14 protein-coding genes and 1 pseudogene are annotated in these 16,272 nt (G+C 67.9%); 5 read left to right on the forward strand and 10 right to left on the reverse strand.

Going from position 1 to position 16,272, the window contains the following annotated elements; translation table 11 throughout:
- Positions 1-30: 30 nt before the first annotated feature.
- The 6 genes from M1L60_RS38685 to M1L60_RS38710 form a co-directional block, all read right to left on the reverse strand.
- A complete protein-coding gene (locus M1L60_RS38685; protein WP_253242542.1) occupies positions 31-1,359 on the reverse strand; it encodes a YopA family protein in 1,329 nt (442 codons plus the stop codon).
- A 731-nt stretch (positions 1,360-2,090) separates the two neighbouring features.
- The gene (locus M1L60_RS38690) at positions 2,091-2,435 is read right to left on the reverse strand and encodes an HflX-like GTP-binding protein (RefSeq protein WP_253242543.1); all 345 of its coding nucleotides are present in this window, start codon (positions 2,433-2,435) and stop codon (positions 2,091-2,093) included.
- A 198-nt stretch (positions 2,436-2,633) separates the two neighbouring features.
- On the reverse strand, positions 2,634-3,134 hold the full coding sequence (locus M1L60_RS38695) for a hypothetical protein (protein ID WP_253242544.1): 501 nt from the start codon (positions 3,132-3,134) through the stop codon (positions 2,634-2,636).
- A 480-nt stretch (positions 3,135-3,614) separates the two neighbouring features.
- Positions 3,615-4,499, reverse strand: coding sequence for a laminin G domain-containing protein (locus M1L60_RS38700; RefSeq protein WP_253242545.1), 885 nt, complete (start codon positions 4,497-4,499; stop codon positions 3,615-3,617).
- Positions 4,500-4,587: 88 nt separating this feature from the next.
- A complete protein-coding gene (locus M1L60_RS38705) occupies positions 4,588-5,622 on the reverse strand; it encodes a hemolysin family protein (RefSeq protein WP_253242546.1) in 1,035 nt (344 codons plus the stop codon).
- Positions 5,615-6,937, reverse strand: a complete 1,323-nt coding sequence (locus M1L60_RS38710) for a hemolysin family protein (RefSeq protein WP_253242547.1) — start codon at positions 6,935-6,937, stop codon at positions 5,615-5,617. Before M1L60_RS38710 ends, M1L60_RS38705 begins: the two co-directional genes overlap by 8 nt.
- Positions 6,938-7,037: 100 nt before the next feature.
- Between M1L60_RS38710 and M1L60_RS38715 the strand changes: the two genes are divergently transcribed.
- Positions 7,038-7,706, forward strand: coding sequence for a GOLPH3/VPS74 family protein (locus tag M1L60_RS38715; RefSeq protein ID WP_253242548.1), 669 nt, complete (start codon positions 7,038-7,040; stop codon positions 7,704-7,706).
- 6 nt (positions 7,707-7,712) lie between these two features.
- On the opposite strand, the gene M1L60_RS38720 is transcribed toward M1L60_RS38715, so the two are convergent.
- Positions 7,713-9,845, reverse strand: a complete 2,133-nt coding sequence (locus M1L60_RS38720; RefSeq protein WP_253242549.1) for a (Fe-S)-binding protein — start codon at positions 9,843-9,845, stop codon at positions 7,713-7,715.
- Positions 9,846-10,018: 173 nt separating this feature from the next.
- Entirely contained in the window at positions 10,019-10,282 is a 264-nt protein-coding gene (locus M1L60_RS38725) for a cell division protein CrgA (RefSeq protein ID WP_253242550.1), read from the reverse strand.
- Between the two features lie 180 nt (positions 10,283-10,462).
- On the opposite strand from M1L60_RS38725, the gene M1L60_RS38730 reads away from it, so the two are divergent.
- From M1L60_RS38730 to M1L60_RS38745, 4 genes are read left to right on the forward strand one after another with little or no spacing between them, the layout of a single operon-like run.
- A complete protein-coding gene (locus tag M1L60_RS38730; RefSeq protein WP_253242551.1) occupies positions 10,463-11,275 on the forward strand; it encodes a DUF881 domain-containing protein in 813 nt (270 codons plus the stop codon).
- On the forward strand, positions 11,275-12,987 hold the full coding sequence (locus tag M1L60_RS38735) for a class E sortase (protein ID WP_253242552.1): 1,713 nt from the start codon (positions 11,275-11,277) through the stop codon (positions 12,985-12,987). Before M1L60_RS38730 ends, M1L60_RS38735 begins: the two co-directional genes overlap by 1 nt.
- Before the next feature lie 2 nt (positions 12,988-12,989).
- Positions 12,990-13,286 carry a hypothetical protein gene (locus M1L60_RS38740; protein ID WP_253242553.1) on the forward strand — a complete coding sequence of 99 codons (297 nt, stop codon included), beginning with the start codon at positions 12,990-12,992 and terminating at the stop codon, positions 13,284-13,286.
- Position 13,287: 1 nt separating this feature from the next.
- Complete coding sequence (locus M1L60_RS38745; RefSeq protein WP_253242554.1) at positions 13,288-13,938, forward strand: aminodeoxychorismate/anthranilate synthase component II; 651 nt, start codon at positions 13,288-13,290, stop codon at positions 13,936-13,938.
- Positions 13,939-13,982: 44 nt separating this feature from the next.
- Here M1L60_RS38745 and pknB read toward each other — a convergent pair whose 3' ends face one another.
- Both pknB and M1L60_RS38755 read right to left on the reverse strand, forming a co-directional pair.
- On the reverse strand, positions 13,983-15,839 hold the full coding sequence (gene pknB / locus M1L60_RS38750; protein WP_253242555.1) for a Stk1 family PASTA domain-containing Ser/Thr kinase: 1,857 nt from the start codon (positions 15,837-15,839) through the stop codon (positions 13,983-13,985).
- Positions 15,836-16,272, reverse strand: a pseudogene (locus M1L60_RS38755) (serine/threonine protein kinase); the annotation flags it as partial. The gene pknB and the pseudogene M1L60_RS38755, both read right to left, overlap by 4 nt.

Here is a 16,272-nt window from a genome sequence, read left to right on the forward strand (position 1 = left end):
CGGCGAGGATCCTCGCTACCGAATGACACATCACTCCGATACGGCCCATGGGACTCTCTCGGTATCGCTGTAGTAGCCAAAAGGTGGAACTTGACCGGAAATTGAACCGTCATAGCCAACACGGTTCAAAATGAGCAAAAAAAGGTAATAGCGAGTTAGGAACCACGCATCGACCATCAGGCCCGGAATGTGGTATACCTCGTCGCGCGGAGACTTAGGATGCACCAACCGATTGCGGACCTTGACTAGAGCGGCAGGGCCATCCATTCCCCTCTCTCGCGCCACAAATTCTTTAAGGGCCGGCAGATCGAAATCATCGACACTCGGTGAAATCTTGGCGAGAGCGAGGATTTTTTGCAGCTTTCGAGCACCCGTCCATGAACGGCCTTCAAAATCGGCTCGCCTAACAACTCCGTCGAGCACGAGCGCAATCCACGCTATGTTCTCAAGAGCTGCAAATGCAGTAGTTATTCTCTGTTCGACGAAACCGTCTTGAGTGGCTTGGATAGCTGAGACCATCTGGAACCTAAGCGGCCCGTTCTCACCTTCCGATGAAAGCGCCACCAGCGATAACTCTAGATAGCGAAGAAGATCGCTGCTAGAACGGTGGTAGATGACCGCTTGGCCTACCGCCTTTGCCGGATCGCACAGCGGGCTCGACCAAGACTCCCAAGCCAAGCCGCCTTCTTTCGAGTATCCCACTGGGAGCGCAGGTGACACCCATCGCCCCAGGGCAAACGACATCGAGACTCTTAGGTAGTCAAGAAAAGTAGAAATAGATTCTACCGAGAATTCATTACCGTCAACACGCGACACCTTCATGACATGAGTTATGGCATATACGTTGTCGACGTTCGTATTTTCGAACGCCTCCTTATGATCCCGCCTTCGATCAATTACAACATTCCAGCCGAGAGATTCGAAAGCTAGCCTGCCCGCCCATGTCGCTCGTCCACCTTCGTTGCTTTCCGTTAAAGGGATTCTGCCAGCAGTATCTGGCAAGTTTATCCAGTGGGTTATTACATGGTCGAGCTTGGCTCCTGAAGAAAACTCCGCATGATTGATCCACCCGCGACTAAAGGATGACTTGAAAGCCTCAATCCTCCGCGCAGCCCCATTCTTATCGACCGACATCGAAAATGGATCCATTGGCCCAACCAAATCGTCCGACTCGCTAAGAACTCGCCACAGCAGTCTCGGACCGGAGCCGAAGGAGAGTTCAATGACGCCTTGGTGGTCAGTGTCAGTGACTCCACCAATGCGACCTTGGTAGAGCCGAACGGGTTGACCTGGAGGGTTGAATCCATATACCCCCTGCGTCGGCGATTGCGGTTGGCGTAGTTCGGCCTGCGGCTCCATGGCAGCTCCCCTTAACGACCCTGCTGCCTCGACCTGAGCAGCCGAACAGAATACGCTCGGATGCCCGAGTCAAGCAACTTGTAATCCGTCTCGATGGAGACAAACCCGTGTCTCAGACGTCACGCAGTCCCGCCATCAGCCGCACACACGCCTAAGGCGGACACAGAGGGCACCTTCACGGCTTCGCCACAGCGAGACACCGGCGGCGCGGACGGGCCATTAGCAGGCCATTACTCCATGCCTCGTGAGGTCACACGAGGCCACTCAGTGACCGGCCGAACTGGACTCGGAAGCACCGGCAACGCCGGCTTATACGGTTCCCAAGCTGACAGTGCGGGTTCGATTCCCGTCACCCGCTCGTCGGTGAGAGGCCCGTGTTCGCGGAAAGCGCGAACCGGGCCTCCTCGCATATCTGCCTGGGGGCCGAGCCCCCAGACCCCACGGTGCGGTGATTGCTGTGAGTTAGTTGGCTCGGCTTCGCCGTCGGGGCTGGGTGGGTGAGGAGTCGGCTCGGCTTCGCCATTGCTGGCCCGCGTTGTCGGTGCACCGGCGAGAGGCTGGTGCAGTCGGAGGCTCCGGCGAGGGGAGCTTGGTCGAGCTGTCGACCTTGGTGTGCCAGGGCGGTTGGTCTCAGCGTGCCTAGCGCCACGGCCTGCTGCGGGGCGCCGAGGTTCAGCATGGACGTGACGTCGAACGCGCCCGAGGCCTCGCGGTCGTGGCCGGTCGGGTCGTTATGGGTGGCGGGGTTTGGGTTTCCGGCGCTGCGCGGTTTGGCTGTTGGGGGTCAGGTCTTCGACGCTGAGTGTCAGGCAGTTCAGGATCTTGGCCAAGGTTGTTCGTTGGACCGGGGTCAGGGCGTTGGTGAAGACCGCGGCGTCGATGTCTGCTGTTCGGCAGATTTGGGCTATCTCTTGGATCTTGCCGTGTGTCAGCAGCGTCCGGCGGGAGAAGGGCTGAGACATTCGGGCGGCCCCGCCTGGGCGCTCGTTCCATCGGTCGGAGCGGCCCCGGCGCTGGACGAATTGGTACACCACGCGGCCGCCGTGGGTCCTGACCGAAGCGGCGAGTTCGTCCAAGCGGAGCTGGTAGTCCTTTTCTTGGCGGAGAACAGACCGATGACTACGACGTCCGCGCCGGTGAGCGGGTGATCGAGGCTTCGGTACTGCTTCACCCCGGCATGATGGCCTTTTGCGGCGCTTCCGGGCCACGGCTTTTGGGGCCGACGCCGTTGGCTGCGTTGTTCGCAGGTGGGTGGTGTTGGGGCCTGCGTGCAGTTAAGCGCCGGGGGCGGAGCCGATGATCACGATGGTCAGGTTGGCCCAGCCGTTGCGGTCGGCGCCGGGTGGGGGTGGGCGCATCATCGTCAGGCGGACTTGGCGGGGCCACCAGCGGGTTGGTTCTTCCCAGGTGCACTCGAGGATTCGGGCTTCCGGGTTGTCGGCGCAGTCGGTGGTGGGGGTCCAGTGGTCCAACTGGGTGGCTACCAGCATTTTGGACTGTAGCCACGGGGAGTTCGGTGGCATCGAGTACGTGCGGACGGTTGCGGGGCCGCGGTCGTTGCGTAGGGACAGGGCGATGATGGCGGCCCTGTTGTCGACGACCGTTTCGTACTGTTCGCCCTCGGGGAGCTGGGTTGTTGCGCCGGCGGGCGGGACGATCTTGTGCGGTGTTCCGGCAGCGTTCCAGCGGATGAAGGCGAGCACCGCTGGGACGAGCAGCATGACGACCCCGACACCCGCTATGGCGGCACCCAGGCGCCGTCGACCGATCCGCACAAACCGGAGTGTAGGCAACCTCCACCAACCTGGCCGCGGTGAGCAGGGCCCTCACCGGAGAACGCCCACCAGCCACCAGCACCACGGCGACAATGCTCAGGGCACAAACTCTGGCCACGCCGGCGACAGTAGCCAAGACGCACTAACGATGGGGGACCGTCAATGGGTTGGCCGACCGACTGGGACGCGATGGTGGACGGCTCTGCCTGCCCGCACTGCGCCGAAGGCCGACCGGACGAAACCCCCCGCAAGATCCGGATCGGGAGTAGCGCGGTCACCGACATCTATGTTCCTCGGCGAGCGCTCGTTCGCAATTATGCAACTATATGACGGCCGGGAATATCGTTCCCCACCTGCACACCCACGTGACCGCTCGCTACCGCGGCGATCCCGCGCCCGGCGCGCCTCTCCCGCACGATCGCAACATCGAGATGCCGGAAGCCCAGTGGCGAGCCGACGCCGCTGCCCTCCGAGAGCTGCTCAGCCGATCTGGATGAAGACGTTGTCGATTTCGCCGGCGAACTGGTCGTTGGATTTGTTGGTGCCCTTGCCGCCTACGCGTAAGGGTTCGGCGTTCGCGATCGAGAGCGTCGGGGGCACGGCCACCTCGACCGTCGGGGTGTCGTCGATGGTCAGGGTCAGTTTGTTGTGGGCGCGGGTGCACTCCAGCTTGTGCCAGCGCCCGTCGGCCACGTTCACGGCGGGCTCGGCCCGATAGATGGCGCCCTCGCCGGCCAGCACGCAGCTCGGGTGGCCGAGGCGATGGTCGACCTGCAACTTGTACTGGCTGACCTTGCCGACCGAGTAGCCCTTCTGCACCACGTTGGCGCCGTCGGCGAGGTCGGCCGCGGTCATGCGCACCGCGGCCCCGTACCGAAGGCGTTTGGTTCCGGGGTTGAGGCTGTCGTCGCGGCGGCCCTCAAGGATGGCCCGCGGGCAGTCACGCTCGCTGGCCAGGCGGCACCGGTCGGGATAGGAAAGGGCCAGACCCGACCCTTGGCGTACGAGGCGGAGCGCACCCCCGTTCTGCCCGAGCGGCCGCAGTTCGTGGCGGCCCTGGTGGTCGGTGATCGGCCGGCCGACACCCCCGTCGAAGGTGTAGCGCACCGTCACCGGACCAGCGGCGATCCTGATGCGGCCCGGCGGCACCGACGGCTCGGCCTGTTGGAGGGGCAGTAGGCCGGCCAGAGCGCCGGCACCGCGCTGGACCAGGTCGGGCTGGACCAGGTCGGGCTGGGTGGGCTCTACCGCCGGTCGTCCGACCGCGAAGGCCGGTGGGGGCGACGAGCTCCGCTGCGCGTGGACGGCCAGTCCGACCAGAATCAAGGCCCCGACCGAGACCGCCCACCAACGTTTGCCAGACATGCCACCATTGTCCGAAATGGTCGGGGGGCTGTGCCACTCGGCCCGCCCGAATGCCGGCGAAACAACCCGAAGGCGGTCGTACGGAAGGTCAGCCCGCAGCGGGTACGACCGGATGAGCCGGCTCGCCCACCACGGCGTGGATCACATCGTCCAAAGTGATCACGCCGAGCGGGCGGCGGCCATCGCTGACCAGCACGATGTGCAGACGGTCGCGGCGCATCACCAGCAGCAGGTCGCCCAGCGAACGGTCCGGCGAGACCACGGCCAGGGGCCGGATGATCTCGGACGGGATCGGCGTCGTCCGGCGGTCGTCGGAGTACCCCAGGATGTCTTTGACGTGCACGAAGCCGAGCACCCGGCGGGTCTCGCGTTGCACGACCGGGAAGCGGGAACGCCCGGTCCGCGTGGCCACCGCCTCGACCATGGCCGGGGTCACGTCGTCGGCGAGGGTGGTGACGCTCGACCAGGGCCGCAGGGTGTCGCCGGCCGTACGCTCGTGCAGTTCGAGCGCCGCGTGGATGCGCGCGTACTGTTCGGTGCCCAGCAGGCCCTCGCTGCGGGCCTGAGTGACCATGCCGGCCAGTTCCTCGGCCGTGAACACCGTCTTCACCGAGTCCGTGGCCTCGATCGACCAGATCCTCAGCACCACCCGGGCCGCCCAGCGCATCGCGTTGAGCAGCGGCTTGGTCGCCGTGCAGAAGGCCAGCATGAACGGCCCGAGGATCAGCGCCGCCCGCTCCGGACCGGCCAGCGTGATGTTCTTGGGCACCATCTCGCCGATGACCGTGTGCAGGAAGACCACGATGCTCAGGGCCAGCACGAACGCCACCGGATGGATCGCGTTCTCGGGCAGGCCGATGCTGTGGAACGGGCCCTCGAGGAAGTGGGCCAGCGCCGGTTCGGCCAGCGCGCCCAGCCCGAGCGAGCAGATCGTGATGCCCAGCTGCGCGCCGGCGATCATCAGCGGAATCTGGCTCATCGCCGAGAGCGCCCACCGGGCCCGCTTGCTGGTCGCGGCCAGCGGTTCCAGCGCCGTCCGCCGCGAGGCGATCAGCGCGAACTCGCCGCCCACGAAGAGCCCGTTGCCGATCAGCAGCACCGCGGTGACCAGGAGCTCAGTCATCCTCGGACTCCAGGGGCGCGGAGACCCGCACCTGTTCGATGCGGTGCCGGTCGACGGCCGTCACGGTGAACTTCCATCCGTCGGTCTCGTAGGACTCGCCCACCGCCGGGATGTGACCCATCCGGGCCAGCAGGAAACCGGCCAGCGTCTCGTACGGCCCCTCGGGCAGCTCGAAGCCGGTCTGCTCCATGAGTTCGTCCTCGCGCAGCAGCCCGTCGACCAGCCCGTCGGGCGCCGTGAGCTCCTGGGTCAACGTGTGGGCGGGCTCGACGTCGTACTCGTCGGCGATCTCCCCGACCAGTTCCTCGACCAGGTCTTCGGCGGTGACGACGCCGTCGGTGCCGCCGTACTCGTCGACCACGATGGCCAGGTCGGCGTCGGCCTCGCGCAGGGCCGCGAGCACCTTGTCGAGGCTGAGGCTCTCGGGGACGTACACGGGCTCGCGCGAGATCGTCGCGACCTGGGTCGTGGCCCGGCGTTCGGGCGGCACGCCTAAGGCGTCGGGCACCGCCACCACGCCGATGACCAGGTCGATCGTGTTCTCGTAGACCGGAAACCGGGTGTGCCCGGTCTCGCGCGCCACCGCGATCAGCTCGGCCACGCTGGCGGTGGTCTTGAGCCCGACCACGTCGACGCGCGGGGTCATCGCCTTGGCCGCGCGTTTCTCGCCGAACCGGATCGTGCGGCGCAGCAGGGTGGCGGTCTCGGTCGGCAACGCACCGGCCCGGGCACTGATCGCGGCCAGCAGGCCGAGCTCCTCGGGTGAGCGGGCGCTGGCCAGCTCTTCCTGCGGCTCGATGCCGATCCGGCGGACCAGCCAGTTGGCCGACCCGTTGAGACCGCCGATCACCCACTTCAAGAGCTTCGAGAACGTACGCAACGGGGCCGCGGTCAGCAGGGCGGCGCGCATGGGCCGGGCCAGGGCGGCGTTCTTGGGCACCAGCTCGCCGAACAGCATCGAGACGAGGGTGGCCACGACCAGCGCGATGCCGTGCGTGACAGCCTCGGTGGCGGTGCCGGCGACCGGCTCGACCACCGGCTCGAAGATCCGGGACAGCGCGGGCTCGGCCAGATAACCGGTGAGCAGGGCGGTGAGCGTGATGCCGAGCTGGGTGCCGGAGAGCTGGAACGACAGCTCGTGCAGCGCGTGCTCGACCGTGCGGGCCCGGCGGTCGCCCGAGCGGGAGCGGGAGGCGATCTCGGCCCGGTCGACCGTGACCAGACCGAACTCGGCGGCCACGAAGAACGCGTTGCCCGCCGTGAGCAGCGCGAACGCCGCCAACGGGAGCACCGCGGTCAGCAGTAGGCCGTCCATGATCGGTTCACCTCGGTCTCATTGTGCCGGAACCGGGCGAGTCCGGCGTGCCCACCCGAAGTGAGGATTGGCACCCGGCGAATCTGGATACCGTCTGGGCATGAACCTGGTCGAAGAGTTCACGCTGCTCGCGTATGACGACGACGGCACTCCGCTGATCGACGGCACCCACCTCGACCACGGCCTCGGCGGTGGGCTGCTGCTCGAGCTGGCGATGGCGGGCCGGGTCGACGTGAACGACAAGAAGGTGGTCGTGCCCGACATCAGCCCGACCGGCGACCCGCTGCTGGACGGCGCGCTGATGCGCATCACCGGTGACGACAAGCCGCGCAAGCCCGGGCACTGGGTGAACAAGTTCGCCCAGGACACGCGGCCGCAGGTGCTCGACCGGCTGGTGGCCGAGGGCATCCTGCGTACGGAGAAGGACAAGGTTCTGTGGGTCTTCCCCCGCACCAAGTATCCGGCCGCGCACGGCGTCGAGCCCGTGCAAGAGACGGCGGCCCGCGACCGGATGCGCCAGGCCGTGCTCGGTACGGGCGCGGTCGAACCACGTACGGCCGCGCTCTGCGCCCTGGTCGCGGCGACCGGCCTGGACGGGAAGGTCTTCGCCGGCCTCGACCGCAAGGTCGTTCAGGCCCGGCTGCGCGAGATCAGTGAGGGCGCCTGGGCCGCCGAGGCTGTCAAGAAGACGATCGACGAGATCCAGGCGGCCGTGATGGTCGCGATCGTCGCCTCGACCACCGCGGCCACCGCCGGCACGCCGACCTGAGCTGCCCTAGACCTCTTGCTTGAGCGAGCGCAGGAGGACCGTCGCGACATCCACGACCTCGACGTTCTCCTGCTCGCCCTTGCCGGTGACCCCGTCGCCGATCATCGTGTAGCAGAACGGGCAGCCCACCGCGATCGTCTTCGCGCCGGTGGCCAGGGCCTCTTCCGTGCGCTCGACGTTGATCCGCTTCCCGATCTTCTCTTCCATCCACATGCGGGCGCCGCCGGCGCCGCAGCAGAAGGACCGCTCGGAGTTGCGCGGCATCTCGACCAGGTTGGCCGTGCTCGCGCCCAGCACCTCACGCGGGGCGTCGAAGACCCGGTTGTGGCGGCCCAGGTAGCACGGGTCGTGATAGGTGACGTCGCCCTCGATCGGCTGGACCGGGGTGAGCTTGCCTGTCGCGACCAGGTGCTGCAGCAGCTGGGTGTGGTGCACGACCTCGACCTTCAGGCCGAGTTGCTCGTACTCGTTGCCCAGGGTGTTGAAGCAGTGCGGGCAGGTCGCCACGATCCGCTTGACGTTGGCTTCCTTCAACGTCTCGACGTTCTGCTGGGCCAGCATCTGGAAGACGAACTCGTTGCCGATGCGCCGCGCCGGGTCGCCCGTACAGGTCTCGCCCTCGCCCAGGATCGCGTAGTTGACCCCGGCCTCGTGCAGCAGCTTGGCCACCGCGCGGGTGGTCTTCTTGGCCCTGTCCTCAAAAGCTCCGGCGCAGCCGACCCAGAACAGGTAGTCGAAGTCCTCGACCTCGCCGACCCGCGGCACCTCGAAGTCCAGACCCTTGGTCCAGTCCTCGCGGGTGTTCTGCGGCGCGCCCCACGGGTTGCCCTTGTTCTCGAGGTTGCGCAGCATGACGCCGGCCTCGGACGGGAACGACGACTCGATCAGCACCTGGTAGCGGCGCATGTCGACGATGTGGTCGATGTGCTCGATGTCGACCGGGCACTGCTCGACGCAGGCGCCGCAGGTGGTGCACGACCACAGCACGTCGGGGTCGATGACGCCCTGCTCCTCGGCCGTGCCGATCAGCGGGCGGTTCCCCTCGGCCAGCGCGAGCACGTCCATGTGGGCCAGCTGGGCCTCGGTCGCCTTCTCCTCGCCGGTCAGGTCTTTGCCGCCGCCGCCCAAAAGATAAGGGGCCTTGGCGTACGCATGATCACGCAACGAGAGAACCAGGAGTTTCGGCGAGAGCGGCTTGGCCGTGTTCCACGCCGGGCACTGCGACTGACACCGCCCGCACTCGGTGCAGGTCGAGAAGTCGAGCAGCCCCTTCCAGGTGAACTGCTCGACCTGGGCCACGCCGAACTGGTCCTTCTCGGGGTCGGCCTCCTCGAAGTCGAGGGGCTTGCCCTCGCTCATCATCGGCCGCAGCGCGCCCAGCCCGGAGCCGGCCGGCTTCTCGGGCGCCCGCTTGAAGTAGATGTTGAAGAACGCCAGGAAGCGGTGCCAGGCCACACCCATCGTCGGGTTGAGCCCGATGGTGATCAGCCAGCCCATCGAGATGAAAATCTTGACCAGGGCGGTCCACGTGCCGCCGTCCTTCCAGGCCGGCAGCACGGCGCCGATCGCGTGGGAGAGCGGGGTGGCCCACACCGCGTACTCGAAGTGGTCGGTGGCGACCTTGAACCCGCGGATCAGGAAACCGCAGACCAGCACGCCGAGGATGACGGCCTCGACGAAGTACGCCTGCCACCACGTCGAGCCCAGGAACCGGTTCTTCAAGGAACGGTTGGCCCGCTGGCGTACGAAGATCAGGTAGACGATGCCGGCCAGGCCCAGGATGCCGATCCACTCGGTGACGAACCCGAAGATCAGCCAGTGCCCGATGATCGGCAGGCCCGCGGCCGGGTCCACGACCTCGAAGTACGCCTCCACGACCAGCAGGAACAGGATCATGAAGGAGACCATGACGAGCCAGTGGGCGGCGCCGATCGCGCTCCACTTCAGCATGCGGGTATGGCCGAGCGTCTCGACCAGCATGGTTTTCGTACGGGCCGGTGGGTTCTCGAACCGGGCCGGGTCGGGCCGGCCCTGACGGATCACCGCGGTGATGGTCAGCACCGCCCGCACGGCGAGAACGACGGCCACGACGGTGATGGCGCCGGCCAGCACTGTGGCAACTATCTGCGCGATGCCCATCTGCGTTGTGCCTCCTCGCCTCGGCTGTCCGCCGCGCCCATGTTACCCACGAGTAATAGACGGCCGCACGCCACGGGTCAAGGGAGGCGCCAAAGCGCACCCCGGCCGCCGGCACGAGGTGCGCTTCAAACGGACAAAGCTCACACTACCTGCGTAAATGCAGGCAAAAGCGGCTATCGCCAGCGCGACAGGATCGCGAGCGACCCCACCATGCACCCGAAGCCGATCGCCAGGTTCCAGTACCGCAGCGACTCGACGGGGTACTGCTGGGACGACAGGTAGTACACGACCAGCCAGGCGATGCCGATCACGATCAGCGCGACCGCACTGATCGGCAGCCACATCGGGCTGGGCTTCTTCGACGCCGCGGCTGCCGCGGGACGGATGTCCGTCGGCGGCGTGTAGACCTTCTTCTTGCGGACCTGGGACTTCGGCACGGTGGACTCCTGAAGGGCAACAAGTGGTGAACAACCCCACCGCTGAGCGGCTTCGGCGATCCCGAATGCTGCCCGTGGCGATTAATGTTCGACAGCTAGCGTAGTCAAGTCGGTGGTAACACCGGCACCCGCCGGGCTAGGAAAAATGTCCGGTGCGATTTTACGGGGGGAGTCGAGGACGTGGAATACACCACCGGCACGCCCTCGTGGCGGCTCGTTCTGCGCCGCGCGTGGACGGGTTTGCGGCCGGGCCGACCGGCGCGGAGCATGCGCGGCTGGACGGTCGTCACACCCCTGATCTTCCTGGCCGCGGGCCTGTTGTTCACCACCTCGGCTACCACCGCCGACGGCACCACCCTGCGCGACGACCGGCGGCCCCAGCTCGCCCAACTGATCGCCGACAAGCGCGAACGCCTCGAGGCCCGCGAGCAGACCGGCGCCGAGCTCCGCTCCGCCGTCGACCAGGACACGGCCCGGCTGGCCGAGGTCGACGGGCCGGTGAAGCAGGCCCGCGAGGGCGCCGACAAGTTGCGGGCGCCCGCCGGCTTCACCGCCTTGCAGGGTTCCGGCCTCACCGTGACGCTCGACGACTCGTCCCGCCGGAGCAATGATTTTGTCGCCGCCAACGCCCCCGACAATGACGATCTTGTCGTCCACCAGGGTGATGTTCAGGCAGTGGTGAATGCTCTCTGGGCTGGTGGGGCCGAGGCAATGTCGATCATGGATGTCCGCGTGATCTCCACCAGCGCTGTACGCTGTGTCGGCAACACGCTGCTCCTGCACGGCCAAGTCTTCTCACCACCGTTCCGGATCACGGCGATCGGCGAACCCACAGGGATGCGTCGCGCGTTGGAGTCCGCGGAAGGGGTCCGGCAATTCAGGGATGCGGTCGCTGACTTCGGCCTCGGTTATCAGGAAACCGTCGAGAGGAACGTGACAGTGCGGGCGTACGACGGGTCGAGTGACCTCCGGTCCGCGCGGGTCGCCGGGTAATGGCCGCTCCGGACCAACCGGCCCGCGGACCCGGGTCGGGGCGGCATCGAGCCCCCGACGCCGAGGGTCAGACGGCCTACATCCCACGGATCACCGACGCGTCGCCTGACGGCGTGCCCGGTGGGCCGCTCGCACCTCCGATCGGCCTCGGCAGCCCGCCGCCGGCTCCGCCCACGCTGCCGCCGCCCGCGCCCTCGGCGGCCGAGACGGCCGTGCTGCGCACCGACGAAGAGGTGCAGCAGCGGATCGTGCGAGGTGGGGCCGCGGGTGGGGCGCTGGGCTCGGTCCAACGGGCCGCGCACTCCGAGCCCGGTCAGCGCACCGACTTCGACTTCTTCGCGGCCGCCGAGGAAGCCGGCGCCCAGCCGCCAGCCACCTCCTGGGCCGCGCAGGCGCCCTCAGACGGCCCTCAGGCGACAAATCGGCCGTTCGGCGACCTGCCCCAGGGTGGGGCCGGCTTCGGCGCTCCGGTGTCGCCCAGCCCGGCTCAGGGCTTCCGGCCGCCGGTACCGCCGGCGACCGTCGGGCACAACTCGGGCGGCTACCCCACCGGGCCCCACGCCTACGGTGGCGACCAGGGCCGCCCGAACGTGCCGATCAATCCCGGCGTCCCGATCAATTCCGGTCAGCCGGCGCACCCCGGTAACGGCTCGCAAGATCCGCGTCTCGCGGGGGTTCCGCAGGATCCGCGGGAGACCGCTGTCATCCGTACGTCGGACGCTCCGACCGGCCTGCTGCCGGCGATGAAGCGTTCCGGCGAGCACCCCCCGCCCCTTCAGGCCCCCACCGCGCTCCTCTCCGCGGTTCCCGGCCTCGCCGCCCAGTCCGCGAAGGCGAAAGCCGAGCCCGACGCCGCCCTCGGCGCCGCCTCGGTCTCCCCCGCGGCCCCAGGCTCGGTGCGGCCGCCCGCCGAGGAGGAGCCCGTGCCGGAGCCGAAACGCGGCGAGAAGGTCGTCAAGCTGCGCCCCGAGCAGACCGGTGAGGGCTACAAGAGCGTCTACTCCGAGATGACCCGGCCGACCATCGGCTCCCGGATCCGCGGCGCGATCCGTGTCTCGGGCGAGCTGATGATCACGTTCGGTCTCATCGTGCTGCTGTTCGCGGGATACGAGGTGTTCGGCAACTCGGCCAAGGTGCAGGACGAGCAGAACGCGCTCGACACCCAGCTCGACGAGGTGTGGAACGACCCCACGGTCGCCCCGACCCCGTCCGCCGCGACCACCAAGGCGCCCACCGCGCCCGGCAGCAACCTGGTCGGCCGCCTCTACATCCCGAAGCTCGACAAGGAGTGGGTGGTCGTCGACGGCGTGCAGCCCGACGACATCCGCTACGCCCCCGGCCACTACCCCGACTCGGCCAAGCCGGGCCAGGTCGGCAACTTCTCGGTGGCCGGTCACCGGATCAAGAAGATCTTCTGGCGGCTCGACGAGCTCAAGTCGGGCGACGTCATCGGCGTCGAGACCCGGTCCAACTGGTACGTCTACCGCGTCTATACCAGCGAGGTCGTCAAGCCGACGGCGGTCGAGGTCGTCGCCCCGGTACCCGGCAAGCCTCGGGCCAAGCCGACGAAGTCGCTGCTCACCCTGACCACCTGCAACCCCAAGTACAACAACTACGAGCGCCTGATCGTGCACGCCGAACTGGTCTCGACCAGCAAGCGCGACCAGAAGGCCCCCAACGCGGGCATGCCGGCCGAAGTGAAGGGCGCCTGACCATGTACGCCTGGATCTGGCGCAAGCTGCCGTTCGGCTTCTGGGGCAAGCTCACCGGCTCGCTCGGGTTGCTGGCGGCCACCACCGCCCTGCTCTGGTACGTCGTCTTTCCGTGGGCCACCCCGCTGCTGCCGTTCGACGACGTGCAGGTCGGCACGGGCACTGAGCAGCAGGGCCCGACCGGCGACGACTCGGATGTGACGGTTCCGGGCGACCCCGACCACGAGGCGCCCGAGGACATCCCGTACAGCACGGAGTCGAACCAGCCCCACCCCTCCGAAGGGCTCCCGGGTAACTGACATGCGCATCCTGGTCATCGACAACTACGACTCGTTCGTCTTCAACCTGGTGCAATATCTGGGCCAGCTCGGGGCCGAGTGCGTGGTGCGGCGCAACGACGAGATCACCGTGTCCGAGGTCGGCACGTTCGGGGCCGCGGGCATCCTGCTCTCGCCCGGCCCGGGCGCGCCGGAGCGCGCCGGCATCATGATGGAAGTCATTCCCGCGTACGCCGGGAAGGTCCCGATGTTCGGCGTCTGCCTCGGTCACCAGGCGATCGGCGCCGCGTTCGGGGCCACCGTCACGCGCGCGCCCGAACTGCTGCACGGCAAGACGTCCGAGGTGCACCACGACGGGTCCGGGGTGCTGGCCGGGCTGCCCGAGCCGTTCACCGCCACCCGCTACCACTCGCTGGCGGTGCTGCCCGAGACGCTGCCGGCCGAGATCGAGGTGACCGGGCGTACGGAATCGGGAGTGGTGATGGCCATGCGCCACCGCGACCTGCCGATCGAGGGCGTGCAGTTCCACCCCGAGTCGGTGCTCACCGAGGGCGGCCACACCATGCTGGCCAACTGGCTCGCCTCCTGCGGCCTGCCCGAGGCCCTCGAGAAGGCGCCCCCGCTGGCGGCCGAGGTCGAGACCCGCCGCCGCGCCGCCTTCGCCACCGCCTAGAACGAAAACGGCCCTCCTCAAATCGGCGGGCCGTTTGTCGCTGCTCAGAGACTGCTGTCGTCCCGGCGGATGATCGCGTTCCCGAGCAACCCGTTCGCCCCGGTGCCGCCGCCGTTGCCGGTGCCGCCGGGCGGTTCGGTGTCGGTGGGGTCGGGGGTGGGTTCGGTGCCGGGGTCGTCGGGCTCGGCGATGACCGACAGAGTCACCCGGTCGCCCTTCTCGGCCGTCGCGTTGGCCTTGGGCGTCTGCTCGACCACCGTGCCCGGCACACCGTTCGGGTCCTGAACGTCGATCTGGTTGACGTTGAACTGGCCTCGTTCCTCGAGGATGCCCTGCGCCGTGGCCAGGTTCTTGCCGACCACGTCGGGCACCTTGACCAGGCGGCCGTTGGACACCTTGATGGTGATCTCGGTGCCCGGGTCGACGTCACGGCCGGCCTTCTCGACGTCGACGACGATGCCGATCGGCTTGAGGCTGTCGATGTCCTGCGGGTCGACCTTGAGGCCGAGGCCGCGCAGCGCCGACTGGGCGCTCTCGCGGGTCGAGCCGACCAGGTTGTTGGGCACCTCGACCTGCTCCGGCTTCAGGCACAGCTGATAGCTGACCTGGTCGGTGGCGCCGACCGTCTTGCCCTTGCCCGGGTCCTGCTTGACGACGGTGCCCTTGCAGCCCGACTCGAACTGCGGCGCGTCGGCCGAATGGTTCTTGATGCCCGCCGCTTCCAGGGCCTCCACGGCATCGGCGTTGGTCTTACCCACGAGGTCGGGCATCGTGTAGGTGACCGGGGCCGAGCTCTGGGTGTTGTTGCCGGCGTTGTTGTTCTCGTTGCCGCGTTCCTGCATGAGCGCGACGCCGAGCACCACCACGACCAGCACACCGAGCGCGGCCAGGGCCGCCCACACCCACGAGGACGAGCGGCGTTCCGGTGGCCGCGGCGGACCGCCGACCGGGCGCTGCATGGTGGTCGCGGACTGGGGCTGCCACTGCCGCTGCGTCGCGCCGCCCTGCATGGCCATGGTCTCGGCCTGCGACATCACCGGCTCGGCCAGCACGGGCCGGCCGGCGACCGCGCGCAGGGCGTCGGCCCGCATCTCTTGCGCGCTCTGGTAACGGTTGACCGGGTTCTTGGCCAGCGCCTTGAGCACGATGGCGTCGACGTCGGCCGGAACGCCGGGCACGACGTCGCTCGGCGCCTTGGGCTCCTCGCGGACGTGCTGGTAGGCGACGCTGACCGGGCTGTCGCCGACGAACGGCGGGGTGCCGACCAGCAGCTCGAAGAGCACACAACCGGCGGCGTACACATCGGAGCGCGCGTCGACCGACTCGCCGCGGGCCTGCTCGGGCGAGAGATATTGTGCTGTGCCGATGACCGCGCTGGTCTGCGTCATGGTGGTGGCGCCGCTGGCCAGGGCCCGGGCGATGCCGAAGTCCATGACCTTGACCTGGCCGTTCTGCGTGATCATCACGTTGCCGGGCTTGATGTCCCGGTGGATGATCCCGTGCCGGTGGCTGAACTCGAGGGCGGCGCAGATGTCGGCGATGTACTCGAGGGCCTGGCGGGTCGGGAGTCGCTGTTCCTGGGCCAGCACCTCTTTGAGGGTCTGCCCGTTCACGAACTCCATCACGATGAACGGCAGCTTCTCGCCGGTCGACGAGATCTCCTCGCCGGTGTCGTAGACAGCGACGATCGCGGGGTGGTTGAGGGCGGCCGAGTTCTGCGCCTCGCGGCGGAAACGCTCCTGGAACGTGGCGTCGCGGGCCAGGTCGGTCCGCAACATCTTGATCGCTACGTCACGGCCGAGCCGGAGGTCGCGTCCGCGGTGCACCTCGGCCATGCCGCCGTAGCCCAGGAGCTCGCCGACCTGATACCTGCCACCGAGCAGGCGGGCCTGCGCCGTCATAGCGTCTGTCGTCCTTCGTTAGCTTTTGTCCAGCCGGGGTTCGCGCCCGCCTGCGGGGTTAGACGGTTCGACGCCCCCGATGGATCCCCATCGGCGACGCCCGTGTGGACGACGGTCACGCCGGTCGGCGCCCCGCTCTGGTTCTGACCCTGCTTGTAGAGGAACGAGATCACCCCGGCGCAGAGCAGGACCAGCAGGGCCAGCACCACAGCCAGAACGATCAGGACCTGCCGCCCGCCCGAACTCTGCGGTTTGGCGGCCGGCGTCGCCTGTGGTTGATACGGCTGGCGGTATGGCTGCGGTTGAACAGGTTTGTGAACCGGCTGGGCCGCGGGCGGCCCGGAGGGCACCGAAGCGGCGCCGCGCGCGCCCGACACGGGGCGCGGCACCGGCGGATACGGCGGCCGGCCGGCCGCGGGCGCGCCGGACGAGG

The organism is Paractinoplanes aksuensis, from assembly GCF_024137025.1.
Taxonomy (GTDB): Bacteria; Actinomycetota; Actinomycetes; order Mycobacteriales; family Micromonosporaceae; genus Actinoplanes; species Actinoplanes aksuensis.